We start from the raw sequence: 19,858 nt of genomic DNA, 5'->3' as shown, positions 1-19,858 counted from the left end.
ATGCGGCTTGAGAGGGCGGTGGACGCGTACCTGCGCCACATCTCGATCGAGCGCGGCCTCTCCGACAACACTGTCGCGGCCTACCGGCGCGACCTCGCCGGGTATGTCGCCTGGCTCGCGGCGCAGGGCATCGACGACTCGTCGGAGGTCACCGCGGCGATCGTCGCGGAGTTCGCCGCCGAGCGGGCGTCCGCGCAGCCGCCGGTCGCGCCGTCCTCCCTCGCACGGCTGCAGTCGTCCGTGCGGGGGCTGCACCGGTTCCTGGCGCGCGAGGGGGTGGAGGACGCCGATCCCTCGGTGCGGCTGCGTCCGCCGAAGCAGCCGCGCCGGCTGCCGAAGGCGCTCACGATCGACCAGGTGGAGGCCCTGCTGGATGCCGCGGGCCCGGCGCCGTCGACCGAGGCGGCGGTCGCGCCCGGCGCCGCACCCGGCGACCTTCTGGGCCTGCGCGATCGCGCGCTGCTGGAGCTGCTCTACGCGACGGGGGCCCGCGTGTCGGAGATCGTCCAGCTCGACGTCGACGACGTCGCGCACGGCGACGTGCTGCGGGTGCGCGGCAAGGGCGCGAAGGAGCGCATCGTGCCCGTCGGGTCGTACGCGCGCGCAGCCGTCGACGCCTACGTCACGCGTTCGCGTCCTGAGCTGTCACGCCGCGGGAAGGCGACCCCGAAGCTGTTCCTCGGCGCTCGTGGCGCCCCGCTGTCACGTCAGAGCGCATGGCTCGTCATCCACTCCGCCGCCGAGCGCGCACATCTGACCGCGCATGTCTCGCCGCATACGCTCCGACACTCGTTCGCCACGCATCTGCTGCAGGGCGGGGCCGATGTCCGGGTCGTGCAGGAGCTGCTCGGCCACGCCTCCGTGTCGACGACGCAGATCTACACCTATGTGTCGGTCGACGCGCTGAGGGACGTCTACGCGACCTCTCACCCGCGCGCCCGCTGAACGCTCGCGGGTGAGAGGTCCCGCCGTGACTAGAATCGGTGCACGGCATGGGAAAGTCAGGAGAGTCTGTGGCGGGCAGCAAGCGGGGCGCGACGACGGCCTCAGAGGACGGGACCCCGCTCGGTCCCACCGGACGTCCGTACCACGGCTTCCCGACCCCGGCGAAGCTCGACGGCACCGGTCCCGCGCGGATCATCTCGCTGTGCAACCAGAAGGGCGGCGTCGGCAAGACGACGACCACCATCAACCTGGCCGCCGCGCTCGCGAGCTATGGGCGCAAGGTGCTCGCTGTCGACTTCGACCCGCAGGGCGCGCTGTCGGCCGGTCTCGGCATCCAGACCCACGACATCCCCACCATCTACGACCTCCTGCTCGACGGCAAACGCGAGCCGCACGAGGTCGTCGTGCAGACGCGCGTCGAGAACCTCGACGTGGTCCCGGCGAACATCGACCTGTCGGCCGCCGAGGTGCACCTGGTGAACGAGGTCGCGCGCGAGCAGACGCTCTCCCGCGCGCTGCGCAAGCTCGCGCCCGACTACGACGTCATCCTCATCGACTGCCAGCCGTCGCTCGGCCTCCTGACCGTCAATGCCCTCACGGCGAGCCACGGCGTCATCATCCCGCTCGAGTGCGAGTTCTTCGCGCTGCGCGGCGTGGCGATGCTCATCGAGACGATCGACAAGGTCCGCGATCGCCTGAATCCGACCATCACGCTCGACGGCGTCCTTGCGACGATGTACGACGCGCGGACGCTGCACTCGCGCGAGGTGCTCGAGCGGGTCGTCGACGCGTTCGGCGACGACGTGCTCGAGACCGTGATCGGCCGCACCGTGAAGTTCCCCGACGCATCCGTGTCGGGCATGCCGATCACCGAGTTCGCGCCCGAGCACGCCGCCGCCCAGGCCTACCTGCGGCTGGCGCGGGAGCTGGTCGCCCGTGGCGCCGTCGCCTGACGAGGACTCCGCCCCCGGTGACGGGTTCCGTGTCTCGCTGGGCGTGTTCGACGGGCCGTTCGACCTCCTCCTGACGCTCATCTCCAAACACGAGCTCGACATCACCGAGGTGTCGCTGTCTCGGGTGACCGACGAGTTCATCGCCTACCTGCGCCAGCTCGGTCCCGACGAGGAGCTGGACGAGGCATCCGAGTTCCTCGTCGTGGCCGCGACCCTCCTCGACATGAAGGTCGCCGGGCTCCTGCCTCAGGGCGAGCTCGTCGACGCGGAGTCCGTGGCTCTCCTCGAGGCCCGCGACCTGCTGTTCGCGCGACTGCTGCAGTACCGAGCCTTCAAGGAGGTGTCGGCGTGGTTCGCCCGGTGCCTCCAGCGCGAGGACCGGCGCCACACCCGGTCGGTGCGTCTCGACGAGAAGTACCGCAACGCCGTGCCCGAGCTCGTGTGGACGCTCAACGCCGAGGACTTCGCCGCGCTCGCCCTGCTGGCGATGACGCCGAAGGAGATCCCGCACGTCGGCCTCGATCACCTCCACGCGCCGCTCATCAGCATCCGCGAGCAGGCGGCGGTGGTGGTCACTCTGCTGCGGGATGCCGGCAGCCTGAGCTTCCGCGAGCTCGTCGCCGGCGTCACCCAGCCGGGTGTCGTCGTCGCCCGCTTCCTGTCGGTGCTGGAGCTGTACCGCCATGCCGCCCTCTCGTTCGAGCAGCTGGAGCCGCTCGGCGAGCTGACCCTGCGCTGGAGCGCGCAGCGCTGGTCCGATGAGAACCTCGCCACCCTGGGAGCCGACTATGACCGATGACCCGTCGCAGACCGCCGAAGCACCCGCAGCACCGCAGGGCCCGGCCGACGTCGCCCGCCGGCTGGAGGCGATCCTGCTGATCGTCGAGGAGCCGCAGAGCCTCGTGAGCCTCGCTGCGGCGGTGGGCTCGCCCGTCCCCGCCGTGCGCCAGGCGATCGAGGGCCTCGTCGCCGACTACGACGGCGAGACCGGCGGTCCGGTGCGCGGATTCGAGCTGCGTGAGGTCGGCGGCGGCTGGCGCCTGTACGTGCGCGAGGAGCACGACGACCTCGTGAGCGAGTTCGTCAACTCCCAGGCGCCTTCGCGGCTGTCGCAGGCAGCCCTCGAGACCCTCGCCGTGATCGCCTACAAGCAGCCGGTCACGAGGGGCCAGGTCGCGTCGATCCGCGCGGTGAACGTCGACTCGGTCGTGCGCACACTGCTGGCGCGCGGACTGATCACGGAGCTGTTCACGGATGCCGAGACCGGCGCCATCAACTACGGCACCACCGACGCGCTGCTGGTGAACCTCGGCATCAACTCGCTCGACGAGCTGCCGCACATCTCCCCGCTGCTCGACGACGGCGCGGACGGATTCGACGAAGAGGCACGACGATGACCGACACCCCGAAGGACTCCACCGAGGGCGTCCGCCTGCAGAAGGTGCTCGCCAACGCCGGTGTGGCCTCGCGCCGCGTCGCCGAGGACCTCATTGTGGCCGGCCGCGTGCGCGTCAACGGCCAGGTCGTGACCGAGCTCGGCTCGCGCATCGACCCAGAGAGCGACCTCGTCGACGTCGACGGCACCGCCGTCCAGCTCGACCAGTCCAAGCGCTACGTCATGCTCAACAAGCCGACGGGCGTGGTCAGCTCGATGAAGGACGACCGCGGCCGCCCCGACCTGCGGCGCTTCACCAAGGACTGGGACGAGCGCCTCTACAACGTGGGACGACTGGATGCCGAGACCAGCGGCCTCCTCGTGCTCACCAACGACGGCGGGCTCGCGCACGTGCTCGCCCACCCGTCGTTCGGCGTCACGAAGGTCTACATCGCGAAGGTCGAGGGGCGAGTGACGCCGCAGACGATCCAGCGCCTGACGCGTGGGGTCGACCTCGAAGACGGCCCGATCGCCGCCGACAAGGCCCGCCTGCTGTCGAGCTCCGCCGAGGGAGGCGGCTCGCTCGTCGAGCTGACCCTCCACTCGGGCCGCAACCGCATCGTGCGACGCATGCTGGCGGAGGTGGGGCATCCCGTGGTCGAGCTCGTGCGCCGGCAGTTCGGGCCGCTCCACCTGGGAACACTGCCAGCCGGGCAGGCACGTGAGTTGACTAAAGTGGAGCGGGGCGATCTGCTGACTCTCGCGCGTCGCGCGGCGGGCGACGCCCCCGAGCCCCGCGACAGCTCCGACGCGCGGAGCGACCAGGAGAACGAGTGACCGATTCCACGTCTGCGCCCGCGCGCGTGCGTGCCCCGCGAGTGCGGGGGACGGTGCGTGTCGTCGGCGCCGGACTGCTCGGCTCGAGCATCGGGCACGCGCTGTCGGCGCTCGGCATCGACGTCGCCCTCGACGACACGTCGCCCGCGCAGCTGCGCCTCGCCGTCGACTACGGCGCCGGACGACGCGCCGAGGCCGGCGACGACCCCGCTCTCATCGTGGTCGCGGTTCCGCCGGACGTCACCGCAGACGTGATCGAGCGCGAGCTCACGCGGTACCCGGGCGCGGTGGTGACCGATGTCGCGAGTGTCAAGCTCGAGCCGCTGCGCACCCTCCGCGAGCGCGGCGTCGACCTCACGCACTACATCGGCTCGCACCCGCTCGCCGGCCGCGAGCGCGGGGGAGCGATCGCCGCCCGCGCCGACATCTTCATCGGGCGTCCGTGGGTCGTGTGCCGTGACGGCGAGACCCCCGCCGACGACCTCGCCCTCGTCGAGGGCCTGGCGCTCGACCTCGGGGCGATGCCGATCGAGATGAGCCCCGAAGACCACGACCGCTCCGTCGCGCTCGTCTCGCACGTTCCCCAGCTCGTCGCGAGCCTGCTCGCCGGGCGGTTCGTCGACGCGCCCGACGGATCGCTGAGCCTCGCAGGCCAGGGCGTGCGCGACACGACGCGGATCGCGGCATCCGCCCCGGAGCTGTGGGTGCAGATCCTCGGCGCCAACGCGACCCCGGTGGTCGACGTGCTCGATGCCCTCGCCGGCGACCTGTCGGCCGTCGCGGATGCGCTGCGCAGCCCCGATGCGCCGGGTGCGCGCCGGGCTGTCGCCGACACGATCCGCCGCGGCAACGAGGGCGTCGAGCGCCTCCCCGGCAAGCACGGGCAGAACCGCCGTTTCGAGCAGGTCGTCGTCATGGTCGACGACACCCCCGGACAGCTCGGCCGCCTCTTCGGCGAGCTCGGCGAACTCGACGTCAACGTGGAAGACCTGCGCCTCGAGCACTCGCCGGGCGCCCAGTTCGGCCTGGCCGAGATCAGCGTCGTGCCCGGCGCCGTACGACGTGCCGTGGAGGGCCTCGAGGCCCGCGGCTGGAAGATTGCGAGCACCACCAATGACTGACCCCTCGACAGGTGCCGGCGCGCCGGCCGCCGAGGCGCACCTCGACACCGTGATCGTCGCGATCGACGGTCCCGCGGGCAGCGGCAAGTCCAGCGTCTCGAAGCAGGTCGCGCGCCGCCTCGGCTACGGCTTCCTCGATACCGGGGCCGCCTACCGCGCGCTCGCCTGGCTCGCCCTCGAGCGCGGCACCGACACGTCGGACTCGTCTTCCGTCCTCGACGTCATGGGCGACTTCGACTACGCCATCTCGCTCGACCCCGACGAGCACTGGGTGCGCGTCGGCGCGACCGACGTGACCGCCGCGATCCGCGAGCCCCGCGTCTCCGAGGCGGTGAGCGGCGTCGCCCGCGTGCCCGCCGTGCGGCAGGCGGTGAACGCCCTCTTCCGCTCGATGGTCGCGGCATCCGGTCGCCCCGGCGTGGTCGTCGAAGGGCGCGACATCACCACCGTCGTCGCCCCCGACGCACCCGTGCGGATCCTCCTGACCGCCGCTCCGGAGGTGCGAGCCGCCCGCCGCAGCGCCGAGCTGACGACGCAGGATGCCTCGGCCGTCGCCGCGGCCCTGCACAAGCGCGACGCCTCCGACTCCACCGTCGTCGACTTCCTCAGCGCCGCGCCCGGCGTCGAGGTCGTCGATTCGACCCACCTCGATTTCGACCAGACCGTGGACGCCGTCATCGGCGTGATCCGCACGAACGTGCCTGCACAGACGGGAGCGCACAATGACCTCTGACAACCGTGGGGCGTCTGACAGCCGCGACGCCGAAGAGTACGAAGCCGGCGAGGACCACCTCGCCGAGAACCTCGCAGACCTCGACGAGGAGCTCGCCGAACAGCGGGCCGCCGCACTGCGCGCGGGCCTCGAGGACTACGACCTCGACGAGGAGGACGCCGAGCTCCTCGCGGGCCTCGCGCTCGGCGAGGACGGGATCGAGTACCTGCCGGCGCTGCCGGTCGTGGCGATCGTCGGACGACCGAACGTGGGCAAGTCGGCGCTGGTGAACCGCATCCTGGGGCGTCGCGAGGCCGTCGTGGAGGACACCCCCGGTGTCACGCGCGACCGCGTGACGTACAAGGCCGAATGGATGGATCGCCGCTTCTCGCTCGTCGACACCGGCGGCTGGGAGCCCGACGCCAAGGGCATCGACCGCTCGGTCGCCGCGCAGGCCGAGGTCGCGATCGACCTGTGCGACGTGGTGATGTTCGTCGTCGACGCCATGGTCGGCGCGACCTCGACCGACGAGCACGTCGTGAAGCTGCTGCGCAAGAGCGGAAAGCCGGTGTTCCTCGTCGCCAACAAGATCGACGACTCCCGCCAGGAGCCCGAGGCCGCCGCGCTGTGGAACCTCGGCCTCGGCGAGCCGTTCCCGGTGTCGGCGATCCACGGCCGCGGCGTCGCCGACCTGCTCGACGCGATCATGAAGGTGCTGCCCGAGGTCTCGGCGGTCGCCAAGCACGAGATCGGCGGACCGCGTCGCGTCGCGATCCTGGGGCGCCCGAACGTCGGCAAGTCGTCGCTGCTCAACAAGGCCGCAGGTGAGGAGCGGGTCGTCGTCAACGAGCTCGCCGGCACGACCCGCGACCCGGTGGACGAGGTCGTCGACGTCGGCGGCAAGCTGTGGCGCTTCGTCGACACGGCCGGAATCCGCCGTCGCGTCCACCTTCAGCAGGGCGCCGACTTCTACGCGTCGCTGCGCACGTCGACCGCGCTCGAGAAGGCCGAGGTCGCCGTCGTCGTCCTCGACGTCAGCGAGCCGATCAGCGAGCAGGATGTGCGCATCATCGACCTCGTGCTCGAGTCGGGCCGCGCTCTGGTGCTGGCCTACAACAAGTGGGATCTCCTGAACACGCCCCACTACGAGGACATCGAGCGCCGCCGCTATCTCGAGCGGGAGATCGAACAGGACCTCGCGCACGTCGCGTGGGCCCCGCGCGTCAACATCTCGGCCCGCACCGGCCGTCACCTCGACAAGCTCGTTCCGGCGCTCGAGACCGCGCTCGAGTCGTGGGATCAGCGCATCCCGACGGGCAAGTTCAACGCGTTCCTGTCGGAGCTCGTCAACGAGCACCCGCACCCGGTTCGCGGGGGAAAGCAGCCGCGCATCCTCTTCGGCACACAGGCGTCCACCCGGCCGCCGACCTTCGTGCTCTTCACGACCGGCTTCCTCGACCCGGGTTACCGCCGGTTCATCCAGCGTCGCCTGCGCGAGATCTACGGCTTCGAGGGTTCGCCGATCGTGATCAACATGCGGGTGCGCGAGCGTCGCCAGCGCTGACGGTCGCGCTGCAGGGCGTTCGTGCCGGCGCGGCGTCTGCGTCGATGCGATGCAGGCGCCGGGAGCGATTCCGCGTCGGTGTGACAGGCTGGCGTGGTGACCATCGAGCCTCCCGTCCCCGGTGAGCCGCGGCGTCCGTCGGGTCCTCGCGACCCTGGCGACGCCTGGGTCGTCGCGCCCACGGGAGAGCGGTACTGGGGGCGGTTCGGCGCTGCCGGGCTGCTCGCGCTCGACGCCGATCGTGGTGTGCTCCTGCAGCATCGCGTGTCGTGGAGCCACTTCGGCGACACATGGGCGCTGCCCGGAGGGGCGCGTCACGAGGGTGAGTCCGCGTGCGATGGCGCGCGGCGCGAGGCAGCGGAAGAGGCGGGGGTTCCGGATGCCTCGATCCGCCCGCGGCTGCTGTCGGTGCTCGACCTCGGCTACTGGAGCTATGCGACGCTGATCGGCGACGTCTCGGTGCCGTTCGAGCCCGTGATCAGCGACCCGGAGAGCCGCGAGCTGGCGTGGGTGCCCGTCGACGAGGTGGCGCGGCATCCGCTCCATCCGGGCTTCGCGGCCTCGTGGGACGGCCTGAGGGATCTCCTCGACGTGCGTCCCGTCGTCGTCGTCGATGCCGCGAACGTGGTCGGCTCTGTGCCGGACGGCTGGTGGAACGATCGCGCCGGAGCTGCCGCGCGGCTGACCGGGCGGATCGGCGGTCTCGTCGCGTCGGGCGTGCCGGCGGCCGCCCTCGGCCTGCCCGAGCACTCCTGGTTCCCCGAGTGGGTCGTCGTGCTCGAAGGGCAGGGGCGCGGCGCCGGAGACGTGCCTGGCCTCGAGATCGTGCGGGCGGAGGCATCCGGCGACGATGCGATCGTCTCCGCGGTGCGGCGGCTCGTCGCGGCGGGCCGCACCGTCACCGCCGTGACGAGCGACCGTGAGCTCGCGGCGCGGGTGACGGATGCCCGAGCCGCTGTCCGCAGCACCCGCTGGCTCCTCGATCTCCTGGCGGCGCAGGACTGACGTGGAGGATCGGGCGAAGCGGCTCAGTCGTCGAAGTCGCCGGGATCGCCGTGGTCGCGTCCTCGCAGGCGATCGATGTCACGGCGCTCGCGCTTGGTCGGCCGCCCGGCGCCGCGGTCGCGCACGGGTACGAACGCGGTGAGCTCGCGCGGCGGGGGAGGAGGTGTGCGATCATCGACGGCCTCGGCGGCGAGCACCGCGCCGACGCGCTTGGTGATCGGCTTCTTGACCACGAGGATCCGGTCGAACCCGCTGATGCGCACACGCAGCTCGTCGCCGGGCTTCACCGGCTGAGCGGCCTTCGCCTTCTCGCCGTTGACCCGCACGTGCCCGGCCCGGCACGCGGTCGTCGCCGCCGACCGCGTCTTGTAGACCCGGACGGCCCAGAGCCACGCGTCGACGCGGGCCGAGGCATCCGTCATGCGACCGCCTCGGTCGGTGCGGCGGCGACGGCGTCGTCGCGACGCAGCCGCACCGCGATCAGCACGCCCGCGGCGATGAGCCCCTGCCCGAGGCAGTACGTCAGCATCACGACGGGGCTGGTCCAGTCGGGCATCGCGTCGGGGACGAACAGGCGGAAGGCGAGCACGGTGTCGGAGGCGAGGAAGAAGACGCCGCCCCACGCGATCACCGGATGGCAGCGGGCGGCTCCGGCTGCGGTCGCGCCGAGCACGAGCCCGTAGACGGCGACGGGCACGAGGAGCCCGCCGAGGCTCTGCCACAGCACCGCGAGGAGCACGACCCACCAGACCGCGTACACCGCAGACCACAGCGGCGGTCGTCGAACGGCCAGCACGCGCCAGAACAGCCAGATGTAGCAGAGGTGCGCGAGGCCGAACCACAGCAGCATCATCGGCACCGTGGGAGCCCACGGGAAGAAGGCGCCGGCGCCGTCGCCCAGCCACGACAGGCCGACCGCGACGACGAGCAGGGTGTGGGCGCCGGTCCACGCGCCGCGTGCGCCCCAGACGACGGCGAGCGCGAGCGCCGGCATCAAGGCGAGCTTGGTCGGGGCGGCGACGGCGTCCGCGTCGAGGGTGAGCGCCGCGACGTGGACGAGCGAGAGCGCGACGTAGGGGACGAATCCGATCCAGAGCCGCGGCATGATCCTCCTCGATGAGCGGGGCAGAGACCATCGTCGCACGCCGAGCGCGGCGGTGAATCCGGATGCCCGCCCCGCTCAGACCGTGAGATCGAGGGCGACGATGGCGAGGTCGGGCCGCGGGCGCGCCACTTCGCGGAAGCCCGCCGCGACGAACGTCGAGACGGTGCCGTGGTACAGCTCGTTGGGCGACTTCTTCCGCCCGGCGGCCGGATCGACCGGGTACGCCTCGACGACGCGTGCGCCGCCCGCGCGGGCGTAGTCGACGGCAGCCTCGAGGAGACGGGCGTTGAGCCCCTCGCCACGGTGCTCCCGGCGGACGACGAAGCAGCTGACGGCCCACACCGCGTCGTCGTCCCACGGCTCTTCCGAGTTCGCGGAGTAGTTCTTCGTGCGGGACAGGCGCACCTGGGCGGTGCGCGGCCCGACGCGGACCCAGCCCGCCGGCTGGTCGTCGACGTACGCGATGAGGGCCGGCGGCGGTCCGGACACGATCTCGGCGCGGAGCATCTCCTGACGCTCCGCGGTGGTCGTGCGCTGGAACTCCGCGTTCGTGATCGTCCACCACTGGCACTGGCAGGCGGTCCCATCGCCGCCGCCGGTGAGGGCGTGCTGGGCGTCGCCGAAACGCTCGGATGTCGCCGGTTCGATCGTGATCTGCGCCATGCCGTGACGCTACCGGTCGGCTGCGACACGCGCGAGAGTCCCGGTCGCGTTCGCGAGCGGTCCCGCGACCGGTTAGGATAGGGGAGTTGTCCGGGCCCCGGTCCGGACATCGGGATGTGGCGCAGCTTGGTAGCGCACTTGACTGGGGGTCAAGGGGTCGCAGGTTCAAATCCTGTCATCCCGACCACATCGAGAAAGGGTCGGCCGAACAGGCCGGCCCTTTCTCGCACTCTGCGCTCATCCGGCAGAATCGACGGATGGATGCCCCCGCCCCACGCCGACGGACGCGTCGCGTCGTCGCGGCCGTCCTCCTGCTCGCCGTGGTCGCCGCCGGACTCGCCGTCCACGCGATGCTTCCCGACACCACCGCGACCGACATCGCCGGCGATGCGCTCTATGCGGCGGCGGCGTACCTCGCCGTGGTGATCCTCGCGCCACGAGTGCCGCCGCTCGCGGTGGGAGCCATCTCCGGTGCGTGGTGTGTGGCGGTGGAGCTCTTCCAGCTCACCGGCGTCCCGCTCGAGCTCGGGGCGGTCTTCCCGCCCGCGATGCTACTGCTCGGAACGGTCTTCGACGGACGCGACCTGCTGGTCTACCTGCTGACGATCGTGCTCCTCGTCGGTGCGGATGCCGTCGTCACCCGGTCCCGTCCCGTCGGTGTGACGGCGCGGCCCGACGGCCGCTGACGCGAACCACGACGCCCCGCAGCGCCGCGGCGCTGCGACCCGTAGTCGGTGCGACAGGATGGACGCACGAGACCGTCGAGAGGAACCCATGCGCGTCGCCCCCAAGGCCTGGATCGGCATTGCCGTCTGGGCGACCTACGTCGTCGTCATCTTCGTCGTCGGCCTCCTGTCCGGCGTTCCGTACACCGACCTGGGCGACAGCGCCGACACGCTGTTCCGCGGAGCCGTGCTCTTCCTCGCGGTCGGGGCCGTGGTCGCCGTCGTGGCGACGACCGTCCTGGGCTGGTGGAAGCCCGCGATCCGCGAGGAGCGCCGCAGCCACCACAAGTGGCCGGTCGTCGCGCCCGCACTCATGGCCGTGGCGGTCGTGCTGACGCTGAGCCTCGGGGTCGACTGGAGCCGCATGGAGGGCTCGTATGTCGTCGGGCTTCTCCTCCTCGCCGTCCTGGTCGGGTTCAACGAGGAGATCGTGACCCGGGGCCTCCTCCTCACCGGCTTGCGCGGCAGCGTTCGCGAGCCGCTCGCCTGGTTCATCTCGAGCGCGCTGTTCGCGCTCATGCACGGCGTGAACGTCCTCATGGGGGCTCCGGCGCTCGACACCGTCCAGCAGATCGGGTTCGCGTTCCTCGGCGGGACGGCCTTCTACATCGTGCGGCGGGTGACCGGAAGCCTCATCTGGGCGATGGTCCTCCACGGGGCGTGGGACTTCACCACGTTCGCGTCGGGCCACGCGCCCGCCGGTGCGGCGGCGACCCTCGGGCTCTACGTCGGCATCGTCGGCGAGGTCCTCGCTCTCGTGTTCGTCTTCTGGACGTTCCGCAGCACGGGGGACGCGGCGGCGACCGCCGCGCCCGCCGCCGTCACGACCTGATCCGGCAGGTTGCGGCATCCCCTCCTCGCCCCGACCATGGAGGGATGGGGACACGTCGTGCGTGGCTGGTCGGCGGCGGCATCGCCGTCGTGATCGTCGGCGTGCTGGCGGCGGCGCTCCTCGTGCGTCCGGCCGGGCCCGTGGCATCCGCTCCCTCGCCCCGCGCGACGACGACCCCGAGCCCCAGCCCGACGCCCACCCCGACCCCGACGCCGACCGGCTTCGCGGCGAACACGGCGTCGTACGACGTGACGGCCCTGCCGCAGGTGAGCGTGTTCGCGGTGATCCCCGGTCTCCTCGTCGACGACGACCCGTTCATCGTGCCCCTGGGGGAGACCGCGCTGCCGAGCGGCATCGGTGCGCCGGTGTGGGCGGATCCGACCGGCGAGCCCGTCGGCTATCTGCCGCGCGAGCTCCCGTTCGACGGCACGACGGTCCCGGTCGTCGAGCACCAGGACGACTGGGTCAAGGTGCTGCTGGTGGGGCGTCAGGCCGTGCCGTCGAAGGGCGACCCGGGGCAGGTGACCGGATGGATGCGAATGCAGGACGTCGAGCTCGCGGCATCCGACATCGCCGTCGAGGTGAGCATTTCGGACCGCACCGTCGACATCGTGCGCGGCGGCGACTCCGAGCGGATCGCGACGGACTTCGCGTGGGGCGCGGACGCGACGCCGACGCCCCTCGGCCGCGCGTACATCATGACGACGCGGGTCGTGCCCGAGTACTGGTACACGCGCGGAAACCCGATCGTCTACCTGTCGGTGCAGTCGCCTACCCTCGACGGGTTCGGGGGAGCGGATGTCGCGGTCACGGCGTTCCACTACCACGACGAGCGCTCCGGCCCGATCTCGAACGGGTGCATCCGCCTCGATCCCGAAGCGATCGCGAAGCTCGCGGAGCTGCCGTACGGGACGCCGGTCGTCATCCGCCCCTGAGGGGTGCCGGACCTGGCATGCTGGATCGCGGTCGCCCCGTCCGGGTGCGCCGACTCGGAAGGATCCCCTATGCAGCAGCGCCCTCTCGGCCGCACCGGACGCGATGTGTCGGCGATCGGCCTCGGAACCTGGCAGCTCGGCGCCGACTGGGGTGCGGTGAGCGAGGACGATGCGACCGCGGTGCTGGCGGCATCCGCCGATCACGGTGTGACGCTGTTCGACACTGCCGACGTATACGGCGACGGGCGGAGCGAGTCGATCATCGGGCGCTTCCTCGCGAGGCGAGCCGATCACGGGATCACGGTCGCGACGAAGATGGGCCGCCGTGTCGCGCAGGAGCCCGAGAACTACACGGCCGAGAGCTTCCGCGCGTGGACCGACCGTTCGCGCGCGAACCTCGGCGTCGACACGCTCGACCTCGTGCAGCTGCACTGCCCGCCGACCGCCGTGATCGACGACGACGCGACGTACGACGCCCTCGATGCGCTTGTCGCCGACGGGACGATCGCGGCATACGGCGTCTCGGTCGAGACGTGCGCGCAGGCGCTCGCCGCGATCGCTCGGCCGAACGTGACGAACGTGCAGATCATCTTCAACCCGTTCCGACTCAAGCCGCTCGACGAGGTGCTGCCCGCGGCGTCCGCCGCCGGTGTCGCGATCTTCGCGCGCGTGCCCCTCGCGTCGGGTTTGCTCTCGGGGCGGTACACGGCGTCGACGACGTTCGCCGAGAACGATCACCGCACCTTCAACCGTCACGGCGAGGCGTTCGACCGGGGCGAGACGTTCTCGGGCGTCGACTTTGGGGTGGGACTGGATGCCGCGGCCGAGCTGGCCGCGACGCTCCCGGCCGGTGTGACCCTGCCTGCCGCGACGCTCGCGTGGATCGCCGCGCAGGACGGCGTGACGAGTGTGATCCCGGGCGCCCGCAACGTGGCGCAGGCGGGAGCGAACGCGGATGCCGCGGCCCTTCTCGAGGGCCGGTTCGACGTCGACGCGTTCGACCGGGTCGTGCGGGGCGTCTACGACCGGGATCTGCGGGAGGCCATCCACCCGCTCTGGTGACCGGTGGATGGCGCGACGGCGCGGCGGCGACGGCGCGGCGGCCCGTGACGGGTCAGATGCCGAACAGCCGGCCGGGGCTCGGAAGCCAGGCGGGATCGAGGTCCCAGCCGCGCAGCGTCGCGAGCGCGACGAACGCCCCGAGCAGGACGACGTTGAGCACGACCGTGCGCCAGAACGCGCGGCGGAACGAGCGCTTGCGCGTCTTGTGGCGGAACGCCTGCTGCGCGACGAGCGCGCCGGGCCAGCCGCACAGGAGGCCGAGCGCGAGCAGCGACTTCTCGGGCGTGCGCGGTGCGTCGCGGCGTGCGGCGGCCTTGTCGAAGCCGTAGGCCGCGAACGCGATGAGGCTCATCCCCAGGTAGAGGGCCGGCATCCACCAGGGGAGCCCCAGGACGACGAAGGCGACCGCGAAGGCGGCGACGAAGGTGAGGAGCACGGTCCAGCTGGCCGCCGAGGGGAGCGGCCGGGACAGATCTCGAGGTCGGTCGGACGCGGCGTCGCGGGCGCCGTGCGTCGCGGAGGCGAGGGGCATGCGCTCGATCCTAGAGGCGCCATGCCGTGAAGAACGCAGGAGATCCGTGCTGCGGACGGGTCGGGGGGTCGCCTGGCGCGGCGTGTCTCCTCATTCCTTGACGCCCGGTCCGAAGCGCGACGGGCGGCGACTTCGGCCCTGCGGGCAGGGAACGGACGGATGCCCCGGTCCGACGTCAGTCCGCCGGGCCGGGGCATCCGCTCTCGTGCTGCTGTGCGCTACGGCGTGGGGTAGTCCACGATGTACTGCGGAACGCCGGTGTTGGTGTTGTCGGCCTGACCGCCGACGCCGTTCACGACGTGCTGGATCGTGCCGGCGCTGAGGTTCACCGTCATGATGTGGTGCAGCTGCACACCGGGCGCCTCCGGGACCGAGAAGCCGTTGGCCGTGATGATCGACGGGTTGTTCTGGTTGAAGACGTAGACGCCGGCACCGTCGAGGCGGTGCTTCTTCACCTTCTTGTCGACGACGTAGCCGGGGTAGCCGAGCGTGCCGTCGGGCTGCGTCCAGTCCGCCTGGGTCGGCGGGTCGTACGGCAGCTCGTTCTGGTAGAGGATCACGCGGCCGTTCTCCCCCTTCCATAGGGTGTTGTAGGTCTGGAAGTGCTCGACGAACAGGCCCGTCGCGGTGACGTTGTCGCCGTTGACGATGACGCCGTTCGTGCCGGTGTTGGTGTTCCAGCGGTCGGTGTCGCCGTTGAAGCCCTCGGTGAAGCCCTCGACGCCGTGGTCACCGCGCCAGACCCACGTGTGGTCGATGAGAACGTTGTCGGAGTTCACCTCGAGTGCGGTCGTCGACTTGCCGATGTGCGGTCCGCCGACGCGGAAGTACACGTCGCTGAGCGTGATCGGGTTCGCGGCGCCGAGCGGCTTTCCGCCCTTGGCCTTGCCGACGCGCAGCAGCACGGGCGACAACTCGGTGCCGGCGTCGATGGTGACTCCGGCGACGACGATGCCCGGGGCATCCTTCACCTCGAGCGGGATCGCTCCGCCGACGGCCGTGAGGGTCGCGTGACCCAGGCCGAGCACCACCGTGTCGGCGCGCTTGACCTCGATCGTTCGATCGATGTCATACACACCGGGCGTGAGGATCAGGTGCTGACCGCGGGCGAGGGCGTTGTTGATGTCCTTCACCGAGTCGTCGGGGGTCGCGATGAAGAAGTCGGTGATGGGGATGCTGCGCCCCTCCGTCTCCCCGTCGGCCCACGTGACACCGCTGGAGTCGTGCTGCACGGCGGGCACGCGCACGTTGTAGCGGCCGTCGTCGTCGACGTACAGGTACGGCTTCTCACGGCTGATCGGCGTCTCGTCGATCGTCGTGTACGGCGGGCTCGGGAAGCCGGCGTCGTCGGGGGCGCCCACGACGCCCGAGAACACCTGGTTCCACACGCCGTTCGACCAGCCGGCCACCTCGCTGTCGCGGATGAGCCACTGCTGCTGCGACCCGCTGACCACGAAGGGCAGGCGCGAGTCGGCGATGAACCCGCCGCTCGCGTACTGCGGGCCTGCGGTGCAGTAGTCCATGAGCGACATGTTGGCGCCCGAGATGTCGACGCGGCGCATCGAGACCGCCTGCGACACGGCCCAGAAGTTCGCGCTGGCGCGGCATCCGTCCTGGCCCGCCTTGTTCACGTCGATCGAGAGGTTCGAGATCGTGCGCCAGAAGTTGACGAGAGCGAGGCAGTTGCCGGTGCCGCCGTCGGCGAGGCAGCGGTTGTAGACCTCGATGCCGCCGTTGATCCTGACGTCTTCGGGTGAGGCTCCGAGACCGGCGACGTCGGTGTAGTAGCCGACGTTGAACTGCAGGGGATCGGCGGTCGAGCCGTACTGGCCGGGGAGGAAGTACACCGCGCGGCGCTCGGTGCTCATCTCGGCGTTCACCTGCTGGGTGTGCAGAGCGTCGAGCTCGGTCTGGATCTGACTCTGCGGAGTGTTGGGGCTGTAGATGGTGACGTTCGGCCCGAAGTCGGGGTCGAAGGGGTCGACGGCCCGCGGCGGGGCGGCGACGGCCGGGGTGGCCATGAGCGCTCCGGCGATGAGCGCCGCACCGGTGACGACGGCTGCGAGCCGCGTCCTCGGGCGGTGGGGGGAGTGGCTGGTCATGCGAAAGTCCTCTCTTCGTCGAGGGATGTCGCGCGGCAGGTATGCCGCCTACTTACAGGACTGTAACCAAATCGTGGGAGCGGTTTCAAGGGCGGATCCCGGGAGAGCGCTCGCCCGTCGCGGGCGGTCTCCGAGCGCTCCGCGCGCGCACGAAAGAGTGAAGGGCACCGTACCCCTGGCTTGGTACGGCGCCCTTCACGTTCAGGGACGGTGGGAGGTCAGCTGCGCTGAAGCTCCTTGCCGTGGACGGTCAGCGCGTAGATGACGAGGATGTCGAGCGCGATGACGATGAGCGACCACCAGGGCTGCACGCCGAGCAGGCCGAGCTGGCTGATGGCGTTGAGGGCGACGAGGATGATCGCGATGACGCGCGCCCAGGTCGCTCCGCGGAGCACGAAGATGCCCGTGAGGACGATGGCGAGACCGATGATCAGGTGCCACCAGCCCCAGCCCGCGACGTCGAGCAGCAGGGCGGTGCCTTCGCCGTTCGCGATGATGGTCGTCGTGCCGGGCTGAAGGACTGCCGTGAGGCCGAGGAGCGCGTCGAATGCTCCGGCGATGATCATGACGATGCCGGCGAATACTGCCCAACCGGCCCATCCTGTGCGCTGCTGAGTGTCGGACATGTGTGGTGGTTCCCTTCCAGAGGCGAGGTCGCGGGGGGCGATCTCTGGCGACTACATCGTTCTGCCGACGGAGGGCGGGTGCGTCACCCCAACCGGGTGAAGTGCGGCCGGTGGCCCGGCCACCACGCGGGCTGGCTCGAGAATGCGGCCGGGCTCACGGTGGAGGCCGTGGCGGGTTGACCCGCTTGCTCCACCAGGGCTGCTCACGCATCCCCCGATATGCCTGACCCGCGGGTCCGCGCACGCTGCTCACTGTGCTCACGCACCTCAGGCGACGCATGCGAAGCGTGCCTTCCCGCCCAGCCGTGGTGTTCGCTCCAGGTCGACGTGCGCGGGTGGGACGAACCACACCCGTCCGTCGACGCCGCGCCCGTCGACCCGGATCTCCCATCCGTTGTCGTGGATGCGATGGTGACATGTCTCGCACAACAGCACGCCGTTGTCGAGGTCGGTTGGTCCGGCATCCCGAGCCCACCATCGGATGTGATGGGCCTTCGTCATGCCCGGTGGCAGCCCGCACATCGCGCAGCCTCCGTCGCGCTCGGCGAGGGCGAGCCGCTGGGCCGGGGTGAAGAGCCTCTTGCGACGACCCCAGTCGAGGATCTCGCTGTCGCCGCCGAGCACGCAGGGGATGACGCCGCCCGATGCCGCCAGGCGGCGCGCCGCAGGGATGGACACGGGGCGGTCGATGCCGTCGATGGTGGCGCTGCCCGTTCCCGCCTGCAGATCGGCCAGGGTCACCCGCACCACCACGGTCGCGCCTTCGATCGGCGCGTCGTCGGAACATCCGAGCACGTGAGAGGCGAGGAGCGCCAGCGCGTCGGCCCGGCGCTGGGGGAGCGTGCGGCGAGGGGCATCCGCGTCTCCGGGCTCGGCAACGCCGCCGCAGGCTGCCCCGTGCCCGTCCGCTCCGCCGGCACGCGCATCGAAACCGGCACCGGCACCGGCGTCCGCACCACCGCCGGCGCTCGCCGCAGACCCCTCGTTGCGGAACTCGGCCGTCACGATCGCCTCGATCGCGGCCCTCACGGGCGCGGCCGACTCGGGATCGAGCTTGGCGTTGAGGTGCATCATGCCGCCCCGCTCGAACATGACCATGCTGCGCTCGCGACGGAGTTCGTGCTCCTGCGGCTCGAGCCCGTCGGGATCGAGGTGGGCCTCGACGCGCGCGATCATCTTGCCGAGCTGGTCGAGCGTGAGCCCTGCCGCCCGACCGGCCAGCAGCTGCTCGGCATCGTCGACCGCCGTCGCGTCGGCCCGCAGCGCCACCCGGTCGAGCATCGCGATGATCGCCGACGCGCCCGGCATGCCGATACGCCCGGCCGAGAGGGCCGCGGCGACGTGCGGGTGGCGGGCGGGGGCATCCGCGCCACTGAACATTCGCCGAGGAGCCGTGGCCTCGCCTACCGTCACGAGCCGCGCGGCGTCGCCGACGGTTGTGCCGGTGGTCGCGGCGATCAGGATGGCGGGGCTGCGGTAGCCGTTCTTCTTCGCGAGTCCGTCGGCGCCGAGCTCGGGTCGCGACTGCCGCGCGATCTCGGAGGCGACGCGCGCATGCACGGCCTCGACGCGCCGGCGCAGGGCGCCGATCGTGCTGTTGAGGGCGACGAGTTCGGCGTGATCCAGGCCGTCGACGGCCACGCGGTCTCCGCCGACCGCGGTGCGCCAGGCAGCCGCCACCGAGGTCAACGCGTCGGCGAGACCCGCCAACGGATCGTCGATAGCTTCGATGGTCGTGCGCCTTTCACCGCGAGCGATCGCGATGGATCGCCATGAGTTTCGCGGGCGGGCACTCCCTGATGTGAACAAAAGTACTACGAACGCTTCGGAATGGCAACGACTTTCTCGAAACCCTGCCGACGCGTCGGGCGAGGTCGCCGGGCGAGAGTAGGGTGTGCGTGTGCCCCTCGTCCCTCGCGTCACGGTCGTCATTCCGTGCCGCGACGACGCCGGTTTCCTCGACGACTGCCTCGCCGCGCTCGCGGCTCAGACCCATCCGGCCGACCGTGTGATCGTCGTCGACAACGGCAGCAGCGATGGCTCGGCCGAGACCGCCGCGCGCTACGGCGCCGTGGTGGTCGCCGAGCCGAGCGTGGGCATCTGGCCGGCCGCCGCGCGGGGGTACGACGAGGCCATGGCCGACACCGACATCATCGCGAGGCTCGACGCCGACTCGAGGCCGCATCCCGATTGGATCGCCCGTCTCGTGCGTGCCTTCGTGGCAGATCCGGGGCTCGGCGTGCTGACGGGCGGCGCGGAGTTCTACGGCGGCAGCCCCCTCACGAACTATCTGGGCGAGCACTGGTACATCGGCGGCGGGCACTACTGGATCCGCAAGTGGCTCGGCATCCCTCTCGTCTTCGGCTCGAACTTCGCGATGCGCACTCCCGTCTGGGAGCGCGTGCGCGATCGCGTCGCGCGCGACAACGCCGCCATCCACGACGATCTCGACCTGACGATCCGGCTTCGCCCGGCCGACGGTGTTCGCTACGACCCGCAGCTGCGCATGCCGGTGTCGGCGCGGCCGCTGCAGACCGTCAGCGGCCTGTCACGGCGCGTGTTCAAGGTCGCGTCGACGTTCGCCGCGAGCTGGCCCGAGGGTGCAGCCTGGCGGCGGCGCGAGCCGGCGGCGCGAGGGGCGGATGCCGCGGCCACTGCCGAATGGACCCCCGACGGCGATGACTGGGCTCCTGAGTTCGGCCGCTGATCAGGCGTTCGGGCGACCAACGGCCGGTCTCTCAGACTCGGCGCCCGCGAAAGCGAC

21 protein-coding genes and 1 tRNA gene are annotated in these 19,858 nt (G+C 71.3%); 15 read left to right on the top strand and 7 right to left on the bottom strand.

Annotated elements, in window-relative coordinates; all coding sequences use genetic code 11:
* The 9 genes from xerD to EER34_RS13470 all read left to right on the top strand — a co-directional run bounded on the left by xerD (window position 1) and on the right by EER34_RS13470 (window position 8,512).
* Window positions 1–945 (top strand): site-specific tyrosine recombinase XerD, encoded by a 945-nt coding sequence (xerD, locus tag EER34_RS13510; RefSeq protein ID WP_127475580.1) that lies wholly within the window; start codon window positions 1–3, stop codon window positions 943–945.
* Window positions 946–992: 47 nt separating this feature from the next.
* The gene (locus EER34_RS13505; RefSeq protein ID WP_240642333.1) at window positions 993–1,898 is read left to right on the top strand and encodes a ParA family protein; all 906 of its coding nucleotides are present in this window, start codon (window positions 993–995) and stop codon (window positions 1,896–1,898) included.
* A complete protein-coding gene (locus tag EER34_RS13500; protein ID WP_127475578.1) occupies window positions 1,882–2,697 on the top strand; it encodes a segregation and condensation protein A in 816 nt (271 codons plus the stop codon). Before EER34_RS13505 ends, EER34_RS13500 begins: the two co-directional genes overlap by 17 nt.
* Window positions 2,687–3,295 carry an SMC-Scp complex subunit ScpB gene (scpB, locus tag EER34_RS13495; protein WP_127475576.1) on the top strand — a complete coding sequence of 203 codons (609 nt, stop codon included), beginning with the start codon at window positions 2,687–2,689 and terminating at the stop codon, window positions 3,293–3,295. The genes EER34_RS13500 and scpB overlap by 11 nt, the downstream gene beginning before the upstream one ends.
* Window positions 3,292–4,110, top strand: a complete 819-nt coding sequence (locus EER34_RS13490) for a pseudouridine synthase (protein WP_127475575.1) — start codon at window positions 3,292–3,294, stop codon at window positions 4,108–4,110. Before scpB ends, EER34_RS13490 begins: the two co-directional genes overlap by 4 nt.
* Entirely contained in the window at window positions 4,107–5,231 is a 1,125-nt protein-coding gene (locus EER34_RS13485) for a prephenate dehydrogenase (RefSeq protein ID WP_127475573.1), read from the top strand. The genes EER34_RS13490 and EER34_RS13485 overlap by 4 nt, the downstream gene beginning before the upstream one ends.
* The gene (cmk, locus tag EER34_RS13480) at window positions 5,224–5,964 is read left to right on the top strand and encodes a (d)CMP kinase (RefSeq protein WP_127475572.1); all 741 of its coding nucleotides are present in this window, start codon (window positions 5,224–5,226) and stop codon (window positions 5,962–5,964) included. Before EER34_RS13485 ends, cmk begins: the two co-directional genes overlap by 8 nt.
* On the top strand, window positions 5,954–7,507 hold the full coding sequence (gene der / locus EER34_RS13475) for a ribosome biogenesis GTPase Der (protein WP_127475570.1): 1,554 nt from the start codon (window positions 5,954–5,956) through the stop codon (window positions 7,505–7,507). The genes cmk and der overlap by 11 nt, the downstream gene beginning before the upstream one ends.
* Before the next feature lie 96 nt (window positions 7,508–7,603).
* Complete coding sequence (locus tag EER34_RS13470; RefSeq protein ID WP_127475569.1) at window positions 7,604–8,512, top strand: NUDIX domain-containing protein; 909 nt, start codon at window positions 7,604–7,606, stop codon at window positions 8,510–8,512.
* Window positions 8,513–8,535: 23 nt separating this feature from the next.
* Here EER34_RS13470 and EER34_RS13465 read toward each other — a convergent pair whose 3' ends face one another.
* From EER34_RS13465 to EER34_RS13455, 3 genes are all read right to left on the bottom strand, one after another.
* Window positions 8,536–8,934 (bottom strand): RNA-binding S4 domain-containing protein, encoded by a 399-nt coding sequence (locus EER34_RS13465; protein ID WP_127475567.1) that lies wholly within the window; start codon window positions 8,932–8,934, stop codon window positions 8,536–8,538.
* A complete protein-coding gene (locus EER34_RS13460; RefSeq protein ID WP_127475566.1) occupies window positions 8,931–9,617 on the bottom strand; it encodes a lysoplasmalogenase family protein in 687 nt (228 codons plus the stop codon). Before EER34_RS13460 ends, EER34_RS13465 begins: the two co-directional genes overlap by 4 nt.
* Before the next feature lie 75 nt (window positions 9,618–9,692).
* Entirely contained in the window at window positions 9,693–10,280 is a 588-nt protein-coding gene (locus EER34_RS13455) for a GNAT family N-acetyltransferase (RefSeq protein WP_127475564.1), read from the bottom strand.
* Between the two features lie 110 nt (window positions 10,281–10,390).
* On the opposite strand from EER34_RS13455, the gene EER34_RS13450 reads away from it, so the two are divergent.
* The 5 genes from EER34_RS13450 to EER34_RS13430 all read left to right on the top strand — a co-directional run bounded on the left by EER34_RS13450 (window position 10,391) and on the right by EER34_RS13430 (window position 13,834).
* A tRNA-Pro gene (locus tag EER34_RS13450) sits at window positions 10,391–10,467 on the top strand.
* Between the two features lie 70 nt (window positions 10,468–10,537).
* Window positions 10,538–10,966: a DUF2809 domain-containing protein gene (locus tag EER34_RS13445; protein ID WP_127475562.1), complete on the top strand. Its 429-nt coding sequence runs from the start codon at window positions 10,538–10,540 to the stop codon at window positions 10,964–10,966.
* An 88-nt stretch (window positions 10,967–11,054) separates the two neighbouring features.
* A complete protein-coding gene (locus EER34_RS13440; RefSeq protein ID WP_127475561.1) occupies window positions 11,055–11,837 on the top strand; it encodes a CPBP family intramembrane glutamic endopeptidase in 783 nt (260 codons plus the stop codon).
* 44 nt (window positions 11,838–11,881) lie between these two features.
* Complete coding sequence (locus EER34_RS13435; RefSeq protein WP_127475559.1) at window positions 11,882–12,772, top strand: L,D-transpeptidase; 891 nt, start codon at window positions 11,882–11,884, stop codon at window positions 12,770–12,772.
* A 69-nt stretch (window positions 12,773–12,841) separates the two neighbouring features.
* The gene (locus tag EER34_RS13430) at window positions 12,842–13,834 is read left to right on the top strand and encodes an aldo/keto reductase (protein WP_127475558.1); all 993 of its coding nucleotides are present in this window, start codon (window positions 12,842–12,844) and stop codon (window positions 13,832–13,834) included.
* Between the two features lie 52 nt (window positions 13,835–13,886).
* Here EER34_RS13430 and EER34_RS13425 read toward each other — a convergent pair whose 3' ends face one another.
* The 4 genes from EER34_RS13425 to EER34_RS13410 all read right to left on the bottom strand — a co-directional run bounded on the left by EER34_RS13425 (window position 13,887) and on the right by EER34_RS13410 (window position 18,804).
* Complete coding sequence (locus EER34_RS13425; RefSeq protein ID WP_164743558.1) at window positions 13,887–14,366, bottom strand: DUF1294 domain-containing protein; 480 nt, start codon at window positions 14,364–14,366, stop codon at window positions 13,887–13,889.
* Between the two features lie 218 nt (window positions 14,367–14,584).
* The gene (locus tag EER34_RS13420; protein WP_127475556.1) at window positions 14,585–16,468 is read right to left on the bottom strand and encodes a pectate lyase family protein; all 1,884 of its coding nucleotides are present in this window, start codon (window positions 16,466–16,468) and stop codon (window positions 14,585–14,587) included.
* 218 nt (window positions 16,469–16,686) lie between these two features.
* Window positions 16,687–17,094, bottom strand: coding sequence for a DUF7144 family membrane protein (locus EER34_RS13415; protein WP_127475554.1), 408 nt, complete (start codon window positions 17,092–17,094; stop codon window positions 16,687–16,689).
* Window positions 17,095–17,361: 267 nt separating this feature from the next.
* Window positions 17,362–18,804, bottom strand: coding sequence for an HNH endonuclease (locus EER34_RS13410; protein WP_240642332.1), 1,443 nt, complete (start codon window positions 18,802–18,804; stop codon window positions 17,362–17,364).
* 190 nt (window positions 18,805–18,994) lie between these two features.
* Between EER34_RS13410 and EER34_RS13405 the strand changes: the two genes are divergently transcribed.
* On the top strand, window positions 18,995–19,801 hold the full coding sequence (locus EER34_RS13405) for a glycosyltransferase family 2 protein (protein ID WP_127475551.1): 807 nt from the start codon (window positions 18,995–18,997) through the stop codon (window positions 19,799–19,801).
* Window positions 19,802–19,858 lie beyond the last annotated feature (57 nt).

The organism is Microbacterium sulfonylureivorans (genome assembly GCF_003999995.1).
Lineage (GTDB): Bacteria > Actinomycetota > Actinomycetes > Actinomycetales > Microbacteriaceae > Microbacterium > Microbacterium sulfonylureivorans.
The sequence above is the reverse complement of the archived record's forward strand: the minus strand, read 5'-3'. Positions and strand labels throughout refer to the sequence as shown.